Source organism: Geobacillus subterraneus (genome assembly GCF_001618685.1).
Lineage (GTDB): Bacteria > Bacillota > Bacilli > Bacillales > Anoxybacillaceae > Geobacillus > Geobacillus subterraneus.
On the sequence record NZ_CP014342.1, the window covers coordinates 1490649 to 1513405 of the forward strand.

Sequence of the window (22757 nt, forward strand, 5' to 3'; positions counted from 1 at the left end):
TTTTTTTGATAACGATTATCCTCCTTTTGCCGTCCTGCTTTCAACGAAAAGGGGAGTCTTTACGGCTGCTTCCAATCATGCTTACAGCGCGGCAAACAGCTGTTTTTCCTTATCGGAAATCGGAGAAGGGGACGGGGACGGAGCGAGCGGCAAATAAATCGATACCGTCGTTCCTTTATGTATTTCGCTTTCGATTCGAATCGTGCCGTTCATCGATTCAATGATGCGGTACACAACCATCATTCCAAGGCCGGTGCCTTTGATTCCTTTCGTTGTAAAGTACGGCTCGCCCAGCCGTTCCAGCTGTTCTTTCGTCATGCCGACGCCGGTGTCGGCGATGCGAATGAGCACGCGACCATTGTCGATCGAGACGTATATTTGCAACGTCCCGCCGTTTGGCATCGCTTCAATGGCGTTTTTTATGACATTGAGCAAACATTGGCGGAATTTTTCGCGCTCGCCGATGACCGAAAAAGGGGCAAGCGTTGTCTTCATATCAACGCAATTCATATTGGCAAGCGGACGGATGATGTCGACGACCCGTTCGATTTCGAGCTTGACGTTCAGTTTTTCCGGCGTTTCCGGCGCGGGTTTCGCGAACGTCAAATAATCGGTAATGATCGCTTCCGCCCGGTCGAGCTCTTCCATGGCGATGCGCGCATATTGGCGCCGTTTATCAGCGGCGAGCGGCTGCTCTTCAATCAGCTGGATAAACCCGCGGGCCGCGGTGAGCGGATTACGGATTTCATGAGAGATCGAGGCCGCCAAATGGGTGACCGCTTCCATCTTCTCGGCACGAATAATCCGTTTGCGCAACGCGATATTATGGTGCACCATCTCTCGAAAAGCGCAAACGATAAACATGCTTGCTGGCTGCACAAGCAAAAAAATAAGCGAGACGGAAAGCGGGGGACGATCGAAGGGAGCCATCCACCCTGCCATGGCGACCGTCAACAGGCCGGAAGCGAAGCTGAGCAATGTCGCTAGCAACGTTCGTTGTTTAGCTGGCAGCTGCGCAAACGTTTTAGTCAATAAACGGCTTGCTGCTGCGATGGCGATGGAAACGACGGCGGTGATCAAGATGCCGATCCCCCCAAATAAAGAGCGATAAGCAATGGTGACGATCGCTAGGCATGCCGCCGCTCCTGATCCGCCATACAAGCTGCCGAGCCAAAGTGGGATTTGCCGCAAATCGAAAATCAAGTTGCTTTCTGCGCCGACCGGAAGAGTGATGCATAGGACGATCACGACAGCGTAGCAGACGGTCGGCAAATAAAGGCGGAGGCGCCTCGGTCCTTTTTCTTGTTCCGTCCAAAACGGGACGAGAAACACCGGCAGGAGAATAAAAAATAAGTTGAGTAAAAAATCTTTGAAAATACTAAGCATCGCGACACCTTCTCTCCCATCGTCAGCTGCACAGCACGAATTTCTACAAAAACTGCGAATATATTACATTGTAACCGGAAAGTGCCCGGGATGTTAAGGCAGAATTCATAGCCTTTTTTTGATATAAATCTTGTTTTTTCGACAACGGTAGGTAAAAAGAACTATTTTGTGTCTGTGAAAAAATTCTCTTTCATTTTGCTAGATATTGTATAATATTTTAATTATATAGAATTCTACTAAAATTTTGATTGGGGGAGAGTCTTTTTGAAAAAACGGTCTATTCTCTCATTGACGGCGGCGTTGTCGCTCGGAATCGGGCTATGGGCAGCGCCGGCAAAAGCGCCGCAAGCGGCCAGCGCGGCGGCGATTCCGGCGGCGAAGCAAGGCGGGCCGTTCGATTTCGCGATTGTCAACGAAGAAAAGCTGGCGGAGATGTTAAAACGAAACGGAACGCTTCGCGCCAATGCGACTCCGGTGGAGGCGGAGCAGGCGGTGCGCGAGTATTTGCGGCAAAAGGCGGCCCACATGCCGCGGGAGAAGGGAGAACTGTACGAAAACGAGAAGAAGCGGGCCAAAGCATTGCAAGATCAACAGCAGGCAAACGGCGTGCTGAATGGGAAAGGGAAAAAACTCGGCCAATCGAAAGCAACTTCCGTGCCGTCTGTCCAACCGGAGCCGTGGAACGGAGACAAACGGGTCGACCGGGTGCTCGTTTTGCTCATCGAATATCCGGATTTTCCGCACAACAGCATCCAGCCAAATGAAACAGACATGTATTACGAAGACTATACACGCGAGCACTATGAGGACATGATTTTTGGCGGCGATGACGGCTATTATGAAGGACCGAACGGTGAAAAGCTCATCTCGGTGAAAAAGTATTATGAAGAGCAATCGGGCGGCAGCTATTCTATCGAAGGAAAGGTTGCCGGCTGGTACAAAGCCCAGCACCCTGCCAGCTATTACGGCACCAATGTGCCGGCGCCGGACGGGAACGACGCGAACCCGCGCGCGCTTGTGCGTGAAGCGCTCGCGGCGGCAGCCAACGATCCGTCCATTAACTTGCGCGAGTTTGACCAGGAGGATCGGTACGATTTGGACGGCGACGGCAACTACCGTGAGCCGGACGGCTTGATCGACCATTTAATGATCATCCACTCGAGTGTCGGTGAAGAGGCGGGCGGCGGTTCGCTTGGCGGCGATGCCATTTGGTCGCACCGTTGGAATTTAGGATCGGTATACCGCATTCCGAACACGACGGCTGAGGTGCCGTATTGGCGCGGCCAACTGGCGGCCTATGACTATACGGTCGAGCCGGCTGATGGGGCGGCGGGAGTGTTTGCCCACGAATACGGCCATGATTTGGGGCTGCCGGATGAATACGATACGATTTACTCCGGATTGGGCGAACCGATTGCGTACTGGTCCATCATGTCGAGCGGCAGCTGGGCGGGGCGCATTCCGGGCACCGAGCCGACCGGCTTCAGCGCCTGGGCGAAACAGTTTTTGCAGTCAACTATGCCGGGAAGCAACTGGCTGCACGGAACGACCGTCGAATGGGATGAAGTGACGGAAAAAGGGGTAGAGGTAGTATTGGATGAAGCCAATACAAAAGGGACAAACAACGATGCGGTGCGCATCAACTTGCCGGACAAGAAAACCGTCATCGCTTCTCCGGCTGCCGGCGCCTATGCGTACTTCTCCGGCAAGGGGAACGATTTGAACAGCTCTATGTCCACGACGATTGATTTGACCGGCGCATCACAAGCGGTATTGACGTTTGATACATGGTACGCCATTGAGAAAGATTGGGATTACGGCGCGGTGGAAGTGAAGGAGCAAGGTTCAGGCCAATGGGTCACTGTTTCAGGAAATCTTACAACGACCGACAACCCGAACGGGCAAAATCCGGGCGACGGCATTACCGGCACATCAGACGGCTGGGTGAAAGCCGAATTTGATTTGTCAGCGTACGCAGGCCAAACGGTTGAGCTGCGTTTCCGTTATGTCACCGATGCGTATGTATCGGAAGCCGGCTGGTATATTGACAATATTCAAGTGACGGCGGACAAAACGGCCGTACTTACGGACGGAGCGGAGAGCGAGAGCGCCTTCGCGTTGGACGGTTTTGCGAAAAGCGACGGCACGCTGCGCTCGAAACATTACTACTTGCTTGAGTGGCGCAATCATCGCGGCGTCGATGAAGGATTGGCCCATATTTTGCGCGGCGATCAACTGCTGTCGTACGACCCGGGCCTTGTTGTCTGGTATGTCGATGAGTCATATGACAACAACTGGACGGGCATCCATCCGGGCGAAGGGTTCCTCGGCGTTGTGGACGCTGATCAACACGCGTTGAAATGGTCGGGCAATACGGTGGCCTCGACGCGCTATCAAGTGCATGATGCGGCGTTCAGTTTGCAAAAAGGTGCGCCGTTCCGCGTTAAAATTGACGGCTCGCAACTGATCGACAACGACACATCGCCGCTGACGGTTTTTGATGACAGCCGATCGTACCACAATAAAGGAGCCGTTGATGCCGGACGGAACGTGCCGGGGTACGGCTTGAAAATCCGCGTCGTCGGTGAAAGCGCCGACCGCACTGCGGCGCGCGTATTGATTTACCGCTGATGCGAAGCGCAAAACGGGTGTCCCGAAGGCAACGGGGCACCTGTTTTGTGCAGATGCGCACTGAACTATTCCGGAAGTTTTTATCTCGCTCCTTTCGCAAACAACAGAAGGTTTTTAGCTAATGTAGGGAAAACGAAAATAGCGTTCGGTTGATCGAAGGCGGAAAACGTTGGTGAAACGTTGAGCAATAGTTCTCGACATCATTTGTCATTCATTCGTCGAATTTGTTGATTTTTCTTCACTCCTTTTTCCGTCTTTTCCTTTTATAATCATAAGTAGGAATGGATGAGAAGGGGGAGCGAATGAATGAAGGAATTGTGCCAGCAGCTTTCGGTGTGGATTGCCCAAAAGCAGCCAGTGCGCGTGCAAACAGCGCAAGGGGAAGCGGTCGTGTTGCCGGTCAAGTTGTACCAGGAAGCGCGCAAACTGTTCGTTTACAACCGGCAAATGCGGTTGATGAACATCCCGCTAGATGGGATCATCTCTGTGCAGCCGACGCGCATCACCGGCTCGTTTGACCGCCGGGGAGAGGAAGCCACTGTACATACTCGCTAAGACGGTAACACGCGCCTTTAGGGGCGCGTTTTTTATGGTGTAGCTTATGCTATTGGCAGCACTGGAGCGGATGTTCTGGCAGCTGCAGCTACCATTTCGGTGAGCAGAAACGTGTTGGCCGCCGGTATTGGCGGCGGTGTTTGCTAGGCGGTGCCTTTCCGTTTTTGTTGCGCGGGATGGAGCGATCTTTTAGAATGGAAGGGACAGATACCGACGATTAGGAGGAAAGAACATGCGCGGCAAACGGATTGCCTTATGTGCTTCGCGCAAGTTGGACGAGATGACAGCCCTGATTGAAAAGCAAGGAGGAACGGCCGTCATCCGTCCGGCACAGGGAACGGTATTCGCCAAAGGGAAAGAACTGGGGGAAGAAATGCGGGCGGTCATCGCGATGCGGCCGGACTGGATCGTGTTTACGACCGGCATCGGAGCCGAGGCGCTTTGGGAAGCGGCTGAAAGAGAAGGGATGGCTGCTGAGTGGACACAAACGGTCCAAGAAACGAACGTTGCCGCCCGCGGCTATAAAACAGTGGCGGTCTTAAAAAAAGCCGGCGTCATCCCGATGACAGCGAGCGAGGACGGAACGACGAAAGGGCTGATCCGCGCCCTTGGTGCGCACGACTTTGCCGGCAAGAAAGTCGTTGCGCAGCTGTACGGCGATACCGCGCCGGCCTTAAAGCAATTTTTCCTTGCGCGCGGCGCATCGTATACACAACTGTTCCCGTACCGGCATGTCGCCCCGGATCGGGAGACGCTCGAGACGCTATACAGAGAAATCATCGGGCGTGAGGTCGACGCCGTCTGTTTTACATCGGCGATGCAAGTCCGTTTTTTCTTTTCGTTTGCCCGCGAGAAACAAGACATCACCCCGCTGCTTGAGGCGTTCCGCACCGATGTCGTCGCTTGCGCTGTCGGTAAAGTGACGCAAGAAGCGCTCGAGGAAGAAGGAGTCAGCCGCGTCATTGCTCCGGAACATGAGCGGATGGGAGCGATGATTGTGACGCTTGCCCGTTATTTTCAACAATAAGCCCCGTTGGGGGCTTTTTTGTTTTATATCAACTGTCCCGTCTGTTATATAAGAACTCATCTTGTCGTTAACTGTTTTATATTATGTGTTTCATCAAAAATGCTAAACTGTTTGTTTTTTGTCACAGTTTTTCGAACGTTTTCCGCTTATAATAAAACTGGGGATGTATTTTGCATATGGGAGGGGATGACGATGCTGCCAAAAACAAATGAGCAAGGCTTTTTTGAGATCCGCCTTGAGTCGATCGGCGGGCTCGGGGCAAACTTGGCGGGAAAAATGCTCGCTGAGGCCGGAGTGTTATGGTCGGGACTGAATGGGGCAAACTTTTCCTCGTACGGTTCCGAGAAAAAAGGAACACCGGTCAAAAGCTTTATCCGCTTTTGCGAGCCGCAGATTGAAATTCGCGACCATAGCCCGATTGCCACCCCGCACGTCATCGGTGTGTTTCACGAGGCGCTCGCTAAAATGGTCGATGTGACGAGCGGCCTTGTCGCTGACGGGACGGTAGTCGTCAACTCAACGCGCGGATTTGATGACATTCGCCGCGACTTGCGCCTTCCTTACGGGACGTTAGTGACAGTCGATGCGCTCGGCATCGCCGTTGAGGAACAGGTGAAAATCAATACGCCGATGATAGGAGCGCTGTTGCGTGTTTGTCCCTTCATCCAACCGGAAGCGATGGAGGTGGTGATTCGCCAGACGTTCGCCACAAAAGCGCCGCATCTCGTCGAAGCGAATCTTCGTGCTTTTCGTCGCGGGTATGAGGAAGTGCACATTCAAACAGTTCCCGCTCCGGCGGAGGAAAGAACGTTCGTCCGCCCGGCTCCTCGATTTGGCTATGAAACGCAGCTGATCGGTGGGGTTATTGTCGCTGGCGGAAATAGTTTGTTGAAAAATGTAAGCGGTTCCCGGCAGGGGTTTTTGCCGCGTTGGGAAGCCGATAAATGCATTCATTGCGTCGCCTGTGACAACGTCTGTCCCGACCTTTGCTTCGTCTGGGAGGAACGGGTGGACAAAAAAGGGCGCAAACAGATGTTTTTAGCCGGCATTGACTATCAATATTGCAAAGGCTGTTTAAAATGTGTTGAAGCGTGTCCGACAGCTGCGCTTGTGGCCGAACGGGAAACGCCCGGGTTCGCCGAAGCGCATTCGTTGAAACATTCGTTTTCGTTCATGAAAGGGGGAATGGAAGCATGGCAATGATTGAAAAAGATATTGAGATGACCAACCGAGCGGTGCAAGAGACGACGTTTGCCTCCGGCAATGAAATGGCGGCGTTAGCGGCGAGCCAAATTAACTATCACATTATGGGCTACTTCCCGATCACGCCGTCAACGGAAATCGCCCAGCTGCTCGATCAAATGAAAGGGCGGGGCGAGCATGAAACGAAGCTCATTCCAGCAGATGGCGAGCACGGTTCAGCGGGGATTTGCTACGGCGCGTCGCTCATGGGGGCGCGCGTGCTGAACGCCACGAGCGCCAACGGGCTGATGTACATGCTTGAACAGCTGCCGGTGCAATCAGGCACCCGTTTTCCGATGGTGCTGAATCTCGTCACCCGCTCGGTCAGCGGCCCGCTTGATATTCACGGCGACCATTCCGATTTGTATTTTACGCTCAACACCGGCTGGGTCGTGCTGCTGGCCCGCACGCCGCAAGCGGTTTACGATATGAACGTCATGGCGCTCAAAATCGCCGAGCATGAGGACGTCCGCCTGCCGGTCATCATCGCGTACGACGGGTTTTTCACCTCGCACCAAAAACGGAAAGTACATTATTTTCGCGATCGGGAAACGGTGCAGGGGTTCATCGGCCCGCGCAAAGAAGGGTTCCCGACAGCGGCTGATCCGAAACGGCCTGTGACGATCGGGGCGCATATGGGCGGGGATGATTTGATCAACAACCATTATCAACAGTCCGTTGCTTTGTACCGGGCTGGCGATGTGTTCCGGCAGGTGGCCGCGGAATATGAAGCATGGTCGGGGCGCCGCTATGAGCCGCTCGATTTATACCGGATGGAAGATGCCGAAGTGGCGCTGTTTTTGCTCAACTCCGCAGCAGAGACAGCGAAAGATGTAGCTGATCGTCTGCGTAAACAAGGGGTGAAGGCGGGCGTCATCAGCCCGAACATCATTCGTCCGTTTCCGGCCGAGGAGATCCGCCAGGCGCTGAAACATGTGAAAGCGCTGTTGATCGGCGAGCGGGCCGATTCGTACGGGGCGCACGGGGCGAACATGACGCATGAAGTGAAAGCGGCGCTGCAGGAAGACCAAAACAATCAAACGATCGTATTAAGCCGCGTTTACGGCCTTGGCGGCAAAGATTTTTACGCCGAAGATGCCGAAGCGTTGTTCCGGATGGCCATTGATGCGATGGAAAAAGGAAAAGCGGAAAAAACGTTTGATTATTTCGGCCACGTCCCCGGACGTCTTGAACGGCAACCGAAACGGCTGCTTGAACCGCTTCATGGCGATGCGTTTCGCAGCGGGCTCATCCACGTGACGGTCGACGACAAAACGAAACGGCTAAACGTTAAAATCCCGCCGCTGCGGGCGTTGACGGCCAAGCCGAAGCGGCTCGCCCCAGGGCACGGGGCATGCCCGGGATGCGGTATTTTCCCGGGGCTCGAGCTGTTTTTCAAAGGAATTGAAGGCGATATCGTCGTCTTGTTCCAAACCGGGTGCGCGTATGTCGTTTCCGCCGCGTATCCGTACAGCTCGCATAAACAAACGATGGTGCACAATTTGTTCCAAAACGGGGCGGCCACGCTCTCCGGCATGGTCGAAGCGTTCTTTGAACTGAAGCGGCGCGGCGAGCTTGACGTCTCGGATGATGTCACGTTTGTCATGGTCACCGGCGACGGCGGGATGGACATCGGCATGGGGTCGGCTATCGGGGCGGCGCTGCGCAACCATAAGCTGATCATCATTGAATACGACAATGAAGGCTATATGAACACCGGGGCGCAAATGTCGTACTCGACCCCAATGGGACATATGACCACGACGACCGGGGTCGGGAAAGGACAGCGCGGAAAATCGTTCCATCATAAAGATACGCCGCAAATCATGGCAGCGACGAACATCCCGTACGTCTTCACCGGAACGGAAGCGTTTCCGCAAGATTTGGTGAAAAAAGCAGCGAAAGCGCAATGGTATGCACAGCATGAAGGAACGGTGTACGGCAAGCTGCTCATTACTTGTCCGCTTAACTGGAAGTCAGAAGAACGGTACGGGGAAACCATTTTGCAGGCGGCGGTGAATTCGTGCTTTTTCCCGCTGTACGAAGTCGAACGGGGGAAAACGACGATCACGTACGACCCGGAGGCGAAAGGACGCCGCGTCCCGTTGAGGGAATGGCTGAAATATATGGGAAAAACGAAACATTTGCTCCGAAAAGAAAACGAAGATTTGTTGCGCGAGTTGGAGGAGGAAGTCGAACGAAGATGGACGATCTTAAAAGCGAAGCATGAACATCCGTATCTATAAAAGGATTACTGCAGCACGCCGCGCGCGTGCTGTTTTTTTTTGCGCTTCCCTGTCGGCGGTGTGATATGACTCACAACGATGGAGATGCTGCACACAGTATAATGGAAACAACGGACGGATCATAAAAAGGAGGAATCGATGATGCATTCATTTTGCCATATGGGCGGCCCTGAAGGGGTGAAACTATGCGCCGGACTGGCGCAATTAAAACAAGAACACGGCCCGCTGCGCGTCCAAATGGAGCAGCTGCTTGCCACAGCGGAAGCGATCGGCCAAGGGACAGATGACCGCAACTGGCGCGAGCCGCTCGCTGATTTGAGAGAAAAAGTTGAATCGTTCGTCGCCGCTCTAGATCCGCATTCGGAGCGGGAAGAAGGCGTATTGTTCCCGATGATGGCTCGGTACATCGGGCGGACGACCGGCCCTATTGCCGTCATGGAATACGAACACGAACAGGCGAAAGCGCGCCTTTCCATGTTTTTAGAAAAGACCGCCCAGCTGCCGGAGAACATCGACAGCAGACAGGCGTTGATGCTTGCCGGCGCGGTCATCGAGGCGCATCACATTTTGGATGAGCACTTCATGAAAGAGGAGAACGTGCTCTTCCCGATGGCCGAGCGGCTGTTGTCCGATGCGGAGAAAGAAGAGCTGTTTGCGCGCATTAACTAAGTAACAAATGGAAAACAGGATGCCCCAAACGACGGGCATCCTGTTTTTTATTATTGGTTCATTTATTGGCAGGTTGTTATGCATGATCGTTAGGATATGCGGAAGCGCACGTTGTTTCGTTTCCGCCGCCGTTAAAGTTGACAGGCCGGCTGTTAGGCAATCGGTTTGCCCCCGCCTGTTCAGTTTAGGGTTCCTGATGTGACGCACGCCGCTCGCTTATTTGGCGCGGTTGAACGGCTCTGCTTGTTTTGGCATTCGCTTCCGATAGACGACGTAGCTGCGCTGCAAGTAGCGGAGCGGAAAGCTGAACACGTGAACGAGGCGGGTGAACGGCCAGACAGCGAACAAACCGAATGCAGCGAGAATATGAATTTGAAACCAAAGCGGCACCGTTTCCATATAAGCTGGGTTCGGACGGAATGTAAGAAGGCCGCGAAACCACGGGCCGATCGTCGTCCGGTAATCAAACCCGTGCGAATCGATGTTCAGAAACGTTGATGACAGCCCGCTGGCGATGACAGCGAGCAAAAATCCAAGAGCAACCCAATCGCCGGTGCTGCTTGTCGCCCGCACGCGCTTTACCGTGAGGCGGCGGCGGAACAGGATCACTAAACCAACGAAGGCCGCCAAACCAGCCGGAATGCCGCCCGCCAAGGCGATGACGTGGTACATCTCCTCCGTAACGCCTAACGCCGTGTAAAACGGTTCCGGAATGAGAATGCCCATCACGTGGCCGACGAAGACGAACAAAATGCCCCAGTGGAAGAGAAGGCTTCCAAGGCGCAATTGCCGTTTTTCGAGCAGTTCGCTTGATTTGGATGTCCAGCCGAACTGATCGCGCTGGTAGCGCCAAACATGGCCGGCGATAAAGAGCACAAGCGACAAATAAGGAACGATCACCCAGAGAAATTGGCTAACCATGCCGTTGCACTTCCTTTCGGGATCGGCGTGACGCCGAGTTGGATAAAGGTAACGTCGAGCGTTTCAAATAGCTGTACGTACGGGCTGCCGGCGGCTGCCAACCGCTCGCCGATTTCGCGGATATGGCCGGCATAATCGGCGAGCAAGGAAATGGCATGAGGCTCCTCCGCATAGGCGAGAAATTCGAGCATGAGCGGCAAGTAGTCGGGCAGCTCGCGGTCGGAGACGGCGAATCCGGCCGCCTCGTAGCGCGCTTTTAAGGCGACGAGCTCGATTCCGCGCTCGCGTTGTTCACCGTTTGTCATATACGTAAGATACAAATTCGTTTTTTTGCCGAAATCAAATGTTTCGACATATTGCTCCATCCGCTCTCGAGCCGAGGTGGCCGCAAGCTGTTCGGCCACTGCCAAAAGCGGCGTACGGACGGTTTCATCCTCGAGCGAACGGATGGCCTCGAGGCAGTCGGGAAGCGATTCAGCCCACTGTTCGTCCGGATAGGACAACAGATAGGACACACATAAAAAGACAATTTGCCGTTGTTCGCTGTTCATCGTGCATCCTCCATTTTTGTTGTGTAAGGGGAAGGGGGGCATGGCCCCGCCCTCATGAAAGCGTGCCGCAGGCGCCTGGACCGCCGGCAAATGCAAGCCCGCAGCTGCCTTGTTCGGCGTAGAGGTCAGCGACTTCCTCGCGATGCGATGCCGGAATGACGAAGCGGTCTTCGTATTTGGCAATCGCGAGCAAACGGTACATCTCTTCAATGTCTTCACGGCTTAAGCCGAGCGACTCAATGAGGCGGATGTCCGGCTGTTTGTTCGTTTGTTTCGCCCGCATATACGAACGCATCGCCGCCATTTTTTTCAATGTCGTGCGGATGTGCGCCGTATCGCCCGCCGTCAGCAAATTCGCCAAATATTCGATCGGAATGCGCATTTCATCAATGGCCGGGAAGATGTCATCGGCGCTCGCTTGGCTTCCTTTTCCTTCGATCGTATTCATGATCGGGCTCAGCGGCGGAATGTACCATACCATTGGCAGCGTCCGGTATTCCGGATGCAGCGGCAAAGCGATTTTCCAGTCGACGATCATTTTGTAAATCGGCGAGCGCTGCGCCGCGGCAATCCATTCATCCGGGATGCCGGCTTTTTTCGCCTCAGCGATGACAGTCGGATCGTTCGGGTCAAGGAAAATATCCAGTTGGGCATGGTACAGCTGTTTCTCATCGGCGACGCTCGCCGCTTCTTTTACTTGATCCGCATCATACAGCATGACGCCGATGTAGCGGATGCGGCCGACGCACGTTTCCGAGCAAATGGTCGGCAGGCCGGCTTCGATGCGCGGGAAACAGAGCGTACATTTTTCCGCTTTGTTCGTTTGCCAGTTGAAATATACTTTTTTGTACGGGCAGCTCGTGACGCAATACCGCCAAGCGCGGCAGGCGTTTTGGTCGACGAGGACGATGCCGTCCTCGTCGCGTTTGTACATGGCGCCCGACGGGCAGCTCGATACGCATGACGGATTGAGGCAATGTTCGCAAATGCGCGGCAAATACATCATAAAGACATCCTCAAATTCCGCTTGGATCACCTGCTCCATTTTGACAACGTTCGGATCACGCAAACCGGTGATATGGGCGCCGGCCAGGTCGTCTTCCCAGTTCGGCCCCCACGATACTTCCATCCATTCGCCGGTGATGGACGATTTCGGCCGGGCGACCGGCTGATGCCGTTTTTGCGGGCTGTTCGTCAATGTTTCGTAGTCGTAGTTCCACGGTTCGTAGTAATCATCGATCGTCGGCTGGTACGGGTTGTAGAACAAGTTGACGAGCCGCATCGCTTTTGAGCCGGACTTTAGCCGCAATTCGCCGTCTTTTAACTCCCAGCCGCCTTTATATTTCTCTTGGTCTTCCCACTGTTTCGGATAGCCGATCCCCGGCTTTGTTTCGACGTTGTTAAAGTACATATATTCCGCACCGGGACGGTTCGTCCACGTGTTTTTGCATGTGACGCTGCACGTGTGGCAGCCGATGCATTTATCCAAGTTCATGACCATGCCGACTTGCGCTTTAATCTTCAAGCCAATCAACCTCCTCTAATTTGCGGATGACAACGAACAAGTCGCGTTGGTTGCCCGTCGGTCCGTAATAGTTGAATCCGTAGCTTAATTGCGCGTATCCGCCGATCATATGCGTCGGTTTCACATGGATGCGTGTCGGGCTGTTGTGCGTGCCGCCGCGGTTGTTCGTCAGCTTCGTGCCCGGCACGTTAATATGGCGGTCTTGCGCGTGGTGCATAAACGCCATGCCGCGCGGCAGCCGGTGCGAGACGACGGCGCGGGCGACGACGACGCCGTTTTCGTTGAAACATTCAATCCAGTCGTTGTCGTTGATGCCGGCTTCGGCCGCATCATCTTTGTTCATCCACACGGTCGGCCCGCCGCGGAACAGCGTCAACATCGGCAAGGAGTCGAAATACATGCTGTGGATCGACCATTTGTTATGCGGCGTCAAATAGTTCAAGATGACTTCCTTTCCGTTTTCTTTCGGGCGTTTGTTTGAAAACGGACGGTGCGGCAACATCGGCTTGAACGTCGCCATCGTTTCGCCAAACTCGCGCATCAGTTCATGATCGATGTAAAACGACTGCCGGCCGGTCAACGTCCGCCACGGGATGAGCCGTTCGACGTTCGTCGTAAACGGCGAGTAGCGCCGCCCGCCTTTTTCCGAGCCGCTGAACGCCGGCGAGGTGATGACCGTTTTCGGCTGGGCGGTGATTTGTTCAAACGTAAAGCATTCTTCCTCGCGTTCTTTCGCTAAATCGGCCAATTTCAAATCCGTCTTTTTCTCAAGCGCCTCCCACGCTTTCACCGCCATTTTGCCGTTTGTAGTTGATGACAGCGTCAAAATCGCTTCAGCCGCTTTTTTCGCTTCGCTGATATCCGGGCAGCCGTCGGCGATGGAAGCGCGCCGGACAGTGCCGAGCCGGCGTTTCAACTGTTCATACTCGTCTTTCGCTGACCAGGCAATCCCTTTTGTGCCGATCGGCTGGCGGGCGACGTTCGGACCCAGGGCGGTCATTTGATCGTAAATGAGCGTATAGTCGCGCTCGATGACATGAATGTTCGGCATCGTTTTGCCCGGAATCGGTTCAGTTTCGCCTTTGCTCCAGTCTTTCACTTCACCGAACGGCTGCGCCAGCTCTTGCGCCGTATCGTGCAACAGCGGAGTGGCGACGACTTCTTTCATCGGCTTTAAGCCGGCTTGTTTGGCGACATCAGATACGGCTTTCGCAAGTGATTTGAAAATATCCCAGTCCGAGCGCGCTTCCCAGAGCGGAGGCACGGCTGGATTGAACGGATGGACGAACGGATGCATATCCGTGCTGCTTAAGTCATGTTTTTCATACCATGTCGCTGCCGGCAGGACGACATCGGAGTAGAGCGCGGTGCCGGCCATGCGGAAGTCCAGGTTGACAAGCAGATCGAGCTTGCCTTCCGGCGCTTCATCGCGCCAGCGGATTTCTTCCGGGCGCAGGCTGTTGCGGTCATCGTTTAACAAGCCGTTCGTCGTGCCAAGCAAATGTTTTAAGAAGTATTCGTGCCCTTTGCCGGAGCTTGAGATTAAGTTGGCGCGCCAGACGATCAAGTTGCGCGGAAAATTCGCCTCGTTGTCCGGATCTTCGATCGCAAACTGCAATTCTTTCTTTTTCAGCTGTTTCGCAACATAGGCGCCGATCTCTTCCGGCGTGCGGGCTCCATGGCTTACTGCTTCGTTGTACAGCTCGATGCCGTTTTTGTTAAACGTCGGGTACGACGGCAGCCAGCCAAGCCGCGCGGCCAAGACGTTGTAATCGCCAGGGTGTGAATAGCGCGCTTTTTTGGCCAGCGGTGAGATGAGCTCATCGACCGGCCGCTCTTCATAGCGCCATTGGTCGGTCGCAAAGTAAAAGAATGACGTGCCGTTTTGCAATTTCGCCGGTCCGACCCAGTCGCGAGCAGTGGCGATCGTCTGCCATCCTTCCGCCGGGCGCAGCTTTTCTTGCCCGACGTAATGGGCCCAACCGCCGCCATTCACCCCTTGGGCGCCGACGAACAAGACAAGGTTCAAGACGGCGCGGTAAATCGTATCGGAGTTGAACCAATGGTTGATCCCGGCGCCGACGATGATCATCGACCGGCCGTTTGTGTCGATCGCGTTGTCGGCAAACTCACGGGCGATTTTCACGACGAGTTCGCGGTCGACGCCGGTGATCGCTTCTTGCCACGCCGGGGTGAACGGCACCTCGTCATCATACGAGCGGGCAACGACACCGCCGATGCCGCGGTCGATGCCGTAGTTGGCCAAAATCAAGTCATAGACGGTCGTGACATAAACGTCGCCCGCTTCGGTGTGCACTTTTTTCACCGGGACCGCGCGTTCGATCGTTTTTCCGCCCTCAGCGGTGAAATACGGAAGCTTTATCGACATGACCTCATCTTCGCTTCCTAAAAACGACAGGCGCGGCTCAAGCGGCTGTTTCGTTTCCTCATCAACAAGGTGCAAGTTCCATTTTCCTTTGTCTTCCCAGCGCGTGCCGATCGTTCCGTTCGGCACGGCAAACGTGCCGGTGTTCTCGTCATAGATGACCGGTTTCCATTCGGCGTTTCCCGTTTGTTTGCCAAGATCTTTCGCCAATAAGAAGCGGCCGGCCGTCCATGCGCCACCGTCTTGTTTTAACGTGACGACAAATGGAAAATCGGTGTATGTTTTCGCATATTGTTCAAAATACGGGACAGTCCGTTTGACATAATATTCGTTTAAAATGACGTGCCCCATCGCCATCGCTAAAGCGCCGTCCGTTCCTTGTTTCACCGACAGCCAATCGTCGGCAAATTTCGTCGACTCGGCGTAATCCGGGCTGACGGACACGACTTTCGTGCCGCGGTAGCGCACTTCCGCTAAAAAGTGGGCGTCCGGCGTTCGGGTGAGCGGGACGTTTGAGCCCCACGTGATGATGTAGCCGGCGTTGTACCAGTCGCTCGATTCCGGCACGTCCGTTTGGTCGCCCCAAATTTGCGGCGATGCCGGCGGCAAGTCGGCGTACCAATCATAAAAGCTTAATATCGGGCCGCCCATCAGCTGCATAAACCGCGCCCCAGCGGCATGGCTGACCATCGACATGGCTGGAATCGGGGAGAAGCCGACGTTGCGGTCCGGGCCGTATTTGACGACCGTATACAATAAAGAAGCGGCGACAAGCGTCAATGCTTCATCCCAGCTGACGCGCACGAATCCGCCCTTCCCGCGCGCCTGTTTGTAGCGCTTCGCTTTTTCGCGGTCTTCAACGATGCTTTTCCACGCCTCAAGCGGGTTGTTTGGATGATGGGAGAGCGCCTCGCGCCACATGTCAAGCAAGATGCCGCGGACATACGGGTATTTGACGCGCAGCGGGCTGTACATATACCATGAGAAGCTCGCGCCGCGCGGGCAGCCGCGCGGTTCAAAATCCGGCATATCCGGCCCGGTCGACGGATAGTCGAGCTGCTGTCCTTCCCAGGTGACGATGCCGTTTTTGACGTAAATGTTCCAGCTGCACGATCCCGTGCAGTTGACGCCATGGGTCGAGCGGACAACTTTGTCGTGCTGCCAGCGGCGGCGGTACGCGTCTTCCCAGGCGCGGTCGCCGTAGGTTGTTTCGCTATGGCCGTCGGCTTGGCGCTCGATCGGCCGAATATATTTGAAACGGTTGGCAAGAGGGGATCGTTTTCGTTTCATTTGCTTCACTCCTTATTAGCGTTGTGTACTTTTAACTATAGCCATGATGTCAATAACGCGATGTTAACTTTGTCACACCTAGCGCCATTGTCACAAATTCGTCAAAGAAACGAACAAATATTCTTTGTTATGGTATAATGGGGAAAACGATGGAAGTTTGAGGGGATGTTTGTTGCGATATTCGAGTCATGTTATTGTTTCCTTATGCTTGGGGGCGGCGGCGACGGCGTATACGGCGCTTCCGTTTACCGCTGCTTATACGGCGGGGCTTGTCATCGGCAGCCTTCTTCCTGACATCGATGAGCCGTCGTCGTATGTCGGCCGCCGTTCGTTCGGCGTCGCGGGGAAAGTAAAAGAAGCGTTCGGCCATCGCAGGATGACGCATTCGCTCATCGTTTGGGGCATCCTCGCCGCCGCCCTCTGGCGCGAATCGGCGTCGCCATTTGCCACCGGGGTCGTGCTTGGTTATTTGTTTCACATTATCGAAGACTTTTTTTCTGTCCAAGGGGTGCCTTTGTTTTGGCCGTTTTCTTCCAAGCGGTGGAAAGTGCCGCTCTATCGGACGGGAAAAGGGATGGAAAAGGTGTTCGTTGCCGCTGCCTGGGTCGGCTTCGTTTATTTTGGCGTCAGCGGATTGTTTTACGAATGGTGGCGGTCGCTTTTGGCCGTTTGGTGACCGAGTGGAAAAAGAGGGAAAAAGGGCGGAGCGTCGAATACATATTTTTTAGGAGAAAAAACAACTGAACAAGAGGAGAGGAGAAAATGAACGAACAATACCCTGTACTGCCTGGCGCCGAGCCGTTTTACGTCGAACACGGGCCGGTCGGGGTGCTGTTATCGCACGGGTTCACGGGCACGCCCCACAGCATGCGCCCGCTCGCTGAAGCGTATGCGAAAGCCGGCTATACCGTTTGCCTGCCGCGCTTAAAAGGGCACGGAACGCATTACGAAGACATGGAACGGACGACGTTCCACGATTGGGTCGCCTCAGTCGAAGAAGGATATGAATGGCTGAAACAACGATGCCCAACCATTTTTGTCACCGGGCTGTCGATGGGCGGGACGCTCACGCTTTATTTGGCGGAACAGCACCCGGAAATCCGCGGCATCGTGCCGATTAACGCCGCTGTCGACATCCCGGCCATCGCCGCTGGGATGACGGGCGGGGGCGAGGTGCCGCGGTATCTTGACTCGATTGGATCGGACGTAAAAAATCCCGATGTCAAAGAGCTGGCGTACGAAAAAACGCCGACGGCATCGCTCCTTCAGCTGGCTAGGCTGATGGCACAGACAAAAGCGAAACTCGATCGCATCGTCTGTCCGGCGTTGATTTTTGTCTCCGACGAAGATCACGTCGTGCCGCCGGGAAACGCCGACATCATCTTTCAAGGCATTTCATCGACGGAGAAAGAGATCGTCCGCCTCCGAAACAGCTACCATGTGGCGACGCTCGATTACGATCAACCGATGATTATTGAACGGTCTCTCGAATTTTTCGCCAAGCACGCCGGATAAAACGAATCGGTATATGGCTGATCCTGTTCAAAGGAGAGGCCATTTTTTGTTTGTCGGTATTTTTGTGAAAAAATATGTGGCTGTTTTGCCGGGCTTGTTCTACACTTATAAATAGCTGGGAAAAGAATAAGGGAGTTTTCTTTGTATGAATCATATCAAACCGATCGCATTGCTCGTTGAAGAAAAACGAATCGTGGATGCCCTTGCCCAGGTGCGGCCGCATTTAGAAAACATGGGATTGTTTCAATGGCGGCCGCTCATGGCGTCATGGGACAGCATCGAGCCGTTTCGGGCGCTCATCCGGCTGTTTGATTATGCGCTCATGTACCGCCATAGCGGGCTTGTCGCCCGCTATGCCCACCGGAAGTTGAACACGCTGCAGACGTTAGCTTGGGTGTGCGACGAATGGCTTGAGACCCGCCGGCCGCTCGATGTTGAAGAAGCGCTCACGCCGCGTCTTGCCCAAGCGCTTGAAGGCAAGACGGACGAGCCCGATGAAGCGATCGCCCGAGCGGCGTTTGTGTTAGTGCGGGCGCTGCTCGATATGCAGCGGGCCGATGAGGCGCGCGAATGGATGGATGTAGTCGCCCGCTACGAGACGGTGCCGATCCATGACAAATGGGGCTATTTTTACATTGAAATCGGCGACCGGAAGCGGGCGGAGCAGGCGGTCCGGGCCGGGTTGGACGATCCGAAGCGCGGCGATATGTGCTATTTGCTTCTCGCTGACCTGTATGCACTTGACGGCCGTCATCACGAGGCGCTGGCCGTTCTTGAGGAGGGAAGGCGGCGTTTCCCGCAAGTGTTGTCGTTTTACGCGGAACGGGCGCGCCGCCTGCGCGATGTAGGCGCCTACCGCGAGGCGCTCGCGGCGATGGAGGAGCTTGACCGCTTGAATCCGCTCCATATGCATCGCCGTTATTTCACCCATTTACGCGCTGAACTGTATGATCAGCTCGGAGAATGGGAGAAGCTTGAGTCGTTGGTAAGAGCCGAGCCGCAGCTTGAGAAAACGCCGTATGCCCGCGCGCTCGGGCGGCAAAGGGAGCGGGCGGTCGTACTGCCGCTTGTTCCGGTTGTGCAAAAACATAACTACTGTGTGCCGGCAAGCATCGAAATGATGCTTCGCGTACTTGGCGCTCCGCGGACGCAAGATGAGGTGGCCGAACATATTTTTGACGTGCGCGGCTCTAAATTGTCAACGACCGTTCAATATTTGGAGGAGCTCGGGTTTGTTTGCCGCTTTTTCATCGGCTCGCCTGCCCGCTGGAAGCGGTTCATCGATGAAGGAATCCCGGTCCTCTTGAGCGTCGACTATGAACAGTCATCCCACGTGCAAGTGCTGTTTGGCTACGATGAGCGGCTCGCGGCGTTTTATGTGCAAGACCCGAATGTATTCGACCCGTTTGTCGTTCTTGAAGAAGAGATTGAAAAATGGTACGCCGGGACGCATTATTTGTCGATTGTTGCGCTTCCCCGGGAAAAAGCGGCGCTCGCCGCCGAGCTTCCCGAGGAGGAAGATCGCTATTTTCGTGAACTTCATGCCTTTGCGGAAAAGATGGATGAAGACGAACAGGCGCATTTCGATGCGTTTGTCGCTTTTTTGCGCCGGCATGAGCACGTTCCGTATACATGGCTGTATGTCATGAAGCATTTTAGCAGCGATGAGGCGAAACCGCTGGTGTTGGATTATACCGGGCGTGTCTTGAAGCGGTATCCCGGGCATAACGATCTGTTGCTTGCAGCGGCGAAAGCTTATGTTTATACACAAGAAATGGAGCGGGCGGAACAGGTGTTGAAACAGACAAAAGGAAACATGCAAAGTCCGCTGTACCATTACTTGCGCGGCCGTATTGCTTTTTTTATGAGCCGCTATGAAGAAGCGGCCCGCTATTTTCGCGCCTCGCTCCAGCTTGACCCGGATCAGCCGGAAGTGTGGAGCTACAAGGCGCTCGCTTTGGTGTATGCTGGGCATACGGAACGAGGGCTCATTTGCTCGCAGGTGGCGGTTCGCTTGTACCCGGGCGATCTGTTTATCGAAACGAACCATGGCGTGTTGTTATTCCACGCAAAGCGTTTCGCTGAAGCGCGCGAATGGTTTGACCGTCTCGTGCGCCGCGAGCGGCGCGATGCCTATCTTTGGTATGAGCGGGCTCGCTGCGATTTGGAGCTTGGCCGCCGGCGCAAGGCCGAGCGCGGCTTTCGCGTTGCCAAGGCGCTCGATCCGCGGGAGCCGTACCCGTACGTCGTGCTCGCCGACTTGTATGATGACGATGGCAACCGGGAACAGGCGAAAGCAGTGCTCAACGAAGGGCTTGCCGCCGCGGAACGGTTGGCGCCGCTTTATGTTCGGCTTGGCGATTTCTATATGGACGAAGGAGAGGCAGAAAAAGCCGCTTGCTGCTATGAGCAGGCGTTGGCCTTGGATGGGGATGATGTGTTCGCTCAGCTTGGGCTGGCCTCCGCCTTGGTGGAGCGCGGGGACGGAGAGGCAGCAAGACGGCATGTGGCCGAACTGCGCACCCGTTTTGCCAACAACAGCGAGTATTGGCTGAATGCGGGCAAATGGCTGATGGCTTACGGCTTTGCCGACGATGAAGAGGGGCGCGGGACGGCGCTGTCATGGCTCGAGGAAGGGCTGCGCCTTGCTCAGTTTGATGCGGAAGAGGCGTACGAGTTTTACATCGACCAGCTGACAACACCAGCTCTTCGAGAGCGCGGTCGGACGTTTTTGGAGCAGCTCATCACCGCTCGTCCCAGTTTAGCTTCGGCTCATTCGTCCCTCGGTGTCCTTTACGAGCGGCAAAACCGGCCGTCTAAGGCCATGGCCGTATACCGAGAGGCCGCTGCCATGGACCACCCGCTTTCGCTCTTCCGGCTCGCGGAGCTGTGCGCTTCGCTTGGGCGCGAAAACGAGGCGAAACAGCATTATGAAGCGTGTCTCCGCGCGGATCCGTCATTCGCCCTCTGCCATTTTCGTTTGGCTGTGTTATATGGGGGAGAAGGAGAGAAGGAGCAGCAGTGCGCCCATTTGCTTCAAGCGGTCCGCCTTGCTCCGCTGCGCGCCGATATCGAATCGATGGCGGCGCTCATCGAACCTTCTGCGCTCCTTTCGGCGCTGGCTGACGCCCGTCGGCAGGCTGGGGAGGCGTGGTATTATGACAGCCTCGGCTATGTATATGGAGCGCTCGGGCAGAACGAGCGGGAGAAAGAAGCGGTGGAAAAGGCGCTCTCGCTCGCTCCGCACGATCGCGAGGCGCTTCACCATTACGCCAAAGTGATGATAAAGGAAGGAAAAGCGAAAGAAGCGATGGAGATGCTCGAACAATTGATGGCCGAGTATCCGGGCGATGAATCGCTTTATGCCACTTACATCGCCATGTTTCCAAAAAACGGACGAGGCTTGGCGCGGCTGCGCCGCCGACTGAAGCGTTTGCAGGCCGACCGCCAGAGAAAACGTGCGATCTATGCGCGTGCTGCCGCAGCTCTTCTTCCGTATTGGGAAGAGGAGCTGCAGCGGATGGATGAAATGCCGGGGCGGTGGTGGACGAAAATGAAGGCATGGGTCGGGAAGTTTTCGTTGTTTTCCGCCATCATTGATTTGTACGAAGAGGCGATCAGCCTTGACCGCGAAAACGCGGAAGCGTATGCCGAGCTGGCTCGCTTTTATGCGGCGGTGGAACTGGAGGACGACGCCGCAAAAATGTGGCGCAAGGCGCTGGCGAGCGGTTGGGAGCCTGAACTGGCGCGTGAATTTGTCAAGCATTTGTTGGCGGCTGACGATGCCAAACAATGCCAAGAAGCGCAAACATGGCTCGATCGGCTGCTCGCCGATGACCCCGATGATGTCGAGCTGCGCGTTTTGCAGGCTGCCGTTTGGCTTCAAGATGGGCGGCAGGAACAAGCCGAACGGCAGCTGCAGGCGATCGTGGCTGAAGAGCCGCTCGCCCGCGGCGCGCTCTTCTTGCTTGCCGAACGATATGAGGAAACGGGGCGCTTGCAAGAAGCGACAGCGCTTTGGGAGCGCTGCGCCGAATGGTATTCTGAAGACGGCGAGTGGCATCTGCATCTGGCGGCGATGTACGAGGAAATGGGGCGTCTCGACAAGGCGCTGGCGGCCATCGAACGGTGTGTTCATGCGGCGGAAGATGCCCGCCTTCGTTACGAGCGAGCCCGCTATCTTTCGCTCCTTGGGCGTTTCGATGAGGCGAAGCGGGAACTGGACCGGGTTCTTTCCAACGATGAGAGCGAAGAGTGGGCGGCGTTAGTGGCCGAGGAGCCGGCCTTTCAGCACATGGCCCGGGTGTGAGCGGCGGCCTTCAAGCTTTTCTTTTGCTGAGAAGTTTGCTATTGTATGAGAAGAGAAGATGGACGAGACAAAAGGAGGTGAACGGGACGCATGGAAGCGCCGATCGAATTATTCGTCTATATGTCGCTTGTCGGGGCATTGTGGATGATCGTAAAAGGGCATAAGAGCGCGCGTCGGAGAGCCGCTTCGCTGTTTTGTGAGCCGCTGTTGGCCTCTGTTCGCGAGCAAGGGGCGAATGGAAGCGCCACGAGCGCGGCGCTTCCATCGCGCCCGCCGTTTTTGCCGCAACGGCGGAAAATCCCGATGCGGGAACAGGCCAGCCGAACGGATGAAGATGGAAGGCCCTCTCCTTGATGAACGCGCATCATGTTTGGACAAGATCAAGGAGGGCTTTTCATGAAGAAATGGATCATGATTTTATCTTAATTAGGCGAGAAGACTCCCACTTCAACGAAGCGAAGCGGAGTAAGTGGGAGATGAATCGCCTTAACTATATTTTGCTGA

General features: G+C 55.1%; 15 protein-coding genes. 10 read left to right on the top strand and 5 right to left on the bottom strand.

What is annotated here, in order from left to right; all coding sequences use genetic code 11:
* Window positions 1-81: 81 nt before the first annotated feature.
* Window positions 82-1386: an ATP-binding protein gene (locus GS3922_RS07340; protein WP_063165806.1), complete on the bottom strand. Its 1305-nt coding sequence runs from the start codon at window positions 1384-1386 to the stop codon at window positions 82-84.
* 264 nt (window positions 1387-1650) lie between these two features.
* On the opposite strand from GS3922_RS07340, the gene GS3922_RS07345 reads away from it, so the two are divergent.
* The 6 genes from GS3922_RS07345 (at window position 1651) to GS3922_RS07370 (ending at window position 9756) form a co-directional block, all read left to right on the top strand.
* Window positions 1651-4017 carry an immune inhibitor A domain-containing protein gene (locus tag GS3922_RS07345; RefSeq protein ID WP_063165807.1) on the top strand — a complete coding sequence of 789 codons (2367 nt, stop codon included), beginning with the start codon at window positions 1651-1653 and terminating at the stop codon, window positions 4015-4017.
* Between the two features lie 306 nt (window positions 4018-4323).
* Window positions 4324-4572 carry a hypothetical protein gene (locus tag GS3922_RS07350; protein ID WP_063165808.1) on the top strand — a complete coding sequence of 83 codons (249 nt, stop codon included), beginning with the start codon at window positions 4324-4326 and terminating at the stop codon, window positions 4570-4572.
* Between the two features lie 232 nt (window positions 4573-4804).
* Window positions 4805-5599 (top strand): uroporphyrinogen-III synthase, encoded by a 795-nt coding sequence (locus GS3922_RS07355; protein ID WP_063165809.1) that lies wholly within the window; start codon window positions 4805-4807, stop codon window positions 5597-5599.
* A 186-nt stretch (window positions 5600-5785) separates the two neighbouring features.
* Complete coding sequence (locus GS3922_RS07360) at window positions 5786-6802, top strand: 2-oxoacid:acceptor oxidoreductase family protein (RefSeq protein ID WP_172796415.1); 1017 nt, start codon at window positions 5786-5788, stop codon at window positions 6800-6802.
* Window positions 6793-9087, top strand: a complete 2295-nt coding sequence (locus GS3922_RS07365) for a thiamine pyrophosphate-dependent enzyme (protein ID WP_033010899.1) — start codon at window positions 6793-6795, stop codon at window positions 9085-9087. Before GS3922_RS07360 ends, GS3922_RS07365 begins: the two co-directional genes overlap by 10 nt.
* 141 nt (window positions 9088-9228) lie before the next feature.
* Window positions 9229-9756, top strand: a complete 528-nt coding sequence (locus GS3922_RS07370; RefSeq protein ID WP_063165810.1) for a hemerythrin domain-containing protein — start codon at window positions 9229-9231, stop codon at window positions 9754-9756.
* Window positions 9757-9972: 216 nt separating this feature from the next.
* On the opposite strand, the gene narI is transcribed toward GS3922_RS07370, so the two are convergent.
* Genes narI through GS3922_RS07390 form a run of 4 tightly spaced genes read right to left on the bottom strand, consistent with a single transcriptional unit; the run spans window position 9973 to window position 16429 of the window.
* A complete protein-coding gene (narI, locus tag GS3922_RS07375; RefSeq protein ID WP_063165811.1) occupies window positions 9973-10677 on the bottom strand; it encodes a respiratory nitrate reductase subunit gamma in 705 nt (234 codons plus the stop codon).
* Window positions 10653-11228 carry a nitrate reductase molybdenum cofactor assembly chaperone gene (narJ, locus tag GS3922_RS07380; protein ID WP_063165812.1) on the bottom strand — a complete coding sequence of 192 codons (576 nt, stop codon included), beginning with the start codon at window positions 11226-11228 and terminating at the stop codon, window positions 10653-10655. Before narJ ends, narI begins: the two co-directional genes overlap by 25 nt.
* Before the next feature lie 52 nt (window positions 11229-11280).
* Entirely contained in the window at window positions 11281-12753 is a 1473-nt protein-coding gene (gene narH, locus GS3922_RS07385; RefSeq protein ID WP_063165813.1) for a nitrate reductase subunit beta, read from the bottom strand.
* Window positions 12743-16429: a nitrate reductase subunit alpha gene (locus tag GS3922_RS07390; protein ID WP_063165814.1), complete on the bottom strand. Its 3687-nt coding sequence runs from the start codon at window positions 16427-16429 to the stop codon at window positions 12743-12745. The genes narH and GS3922_RS07390 overlap by 11 nt, the downstream gene beginning before the upstream one ends.
* Window positions 16430-16601: 172 nt before the next feature.
* Between GS3922_RS07390 and GS3922_RS07395 the strand changes: the two genes are divergently transcribed.
* The 4 genes from GS3922_RS07395 (at window position 16602) to GS3922_RS07410 (ending at window position 22607) form a co-directional block, all read left to right on the top strand.
* Entirely contained in the window at window positions 16602-17105 is a 504-nt protein-coding gene (locus GS3922_RS07395; protein WP_063165815.1) for a metal-dependent hydrolase, read from the top strand.
* A gap of 86 nt (window positions 17106-17191) precedes the next feature.
* Window positions 17192-17944 (top strand): alpha/beta hydrolase, encoded by a 753-nt coding sequence (locus GS3922_RS07400; protein ID WP_063165816.1) that lies wholly within the window; start codon window positions 17192-17194, stop codon window positions 17942-17944.
* A 145-nt stretch (window positions 17945-18089) separates the two neighbouring features.
* Entirely contained in the window at window positions 18090-22253 is a 4164-nt protein-coding gene (locus tag GS3922_RS07405) for a tetratricopeptide repeat protein (protein WP_063165817.1), read from the top strand.
* 90 nt (window positions 22254-22343) lie between these two features.
* A complete protein-coding gene (locus GS3922_RS07410; RefSeq protein ID WP_063165818.1) occupies window positions 22344-22607 on the top strand; it encodes a hypothetical protein in 264 nt (87 codons plus the stop codon).
* The last annotated feature ends 150 nt before the right edge of the window (window positions 22608-22757 follow it).

Coding starts and splice junctions, on each gene's coding strand:
- GS3922_RS07410 (WP_063165818.1), top strand. CDS start 22,344: ATGGAAGCGCCGATCGAATTATTCGTCTATATGTCGCTTGTCGGGGCA.
- GS3922_RS07365 (WP_033010899.1), top strand. CDS start 6,793: ATGGCAATGATTGAAAAAGATATTGAGATGACCAACCGAGCGGTGCAA.
- GS3922_RS07390 (WP_063165814.1), bottom strand. CDS start 16,429: ATGAAACGAAAACGATCCCCTCTTGCCAACCGTTTCAAATATATTCGG.
- GS3922_RS07360 (WP_172796415.1), top strand. CDS start 5,786: ATGACGATGCTGCCAAAAACAAATGAGCAAGGCTTTTTTGAGATCCGC.
- narJ (WP_063165812.1), bottom strand. CDS start 11,228: ATGAACAGCGAACAACGGCAAATTGTCTTTTTATGTGTGTCCTATCTG.
- GS3922_RS07370 (WP_063165810.1), top strand. CDS start 9,229: ATGCATTCATTTTGCCATATGGGCGGCCCTGAAGGGGTGAAACTATGC.
- GS3922_RS07400 (WP_063165816.1), top strand. CDS start 17,192: ATGAACGAACAATACCCTGTACTGCCTGGCGCCGAGCCGTTTTACGTC.
- GS3922_RS07350 (WP_063165808.1), top strand. CDS start 4,324: ATGAAGGAATTGTGCCAGCAGCTTTCGGTGTGGATTGCCCAAAAGCAG.
- GS3922_RS07405 (WP_063165817.1), top strand. CDS start 18,090: ATGAATCATATCAAACCGATCGCATTGCTCGTTGAAGAAAAACGAATC.
- GS3922_RS07340 (WP_063165806.1), bottom strand. CDS start 1,386: ATGCTTAGTATTTTCAAAGATTTTTTACTCAACTTATTTTTTATTCTC.
- GS3922_RS07355 (WP_063165809.1), top strand. CDS start 4,805: ATGCGCGGCAAACGGATTGCCTTATGTGCTTCGCGCAAGTTGGACGAG.
- narI (WP_063165811.1), bottom strand. CDS start 10,677: ATGGTTAGCCAATTTCTCTGGGTGATCGTTCCTTATTTGTCGCTTGTG.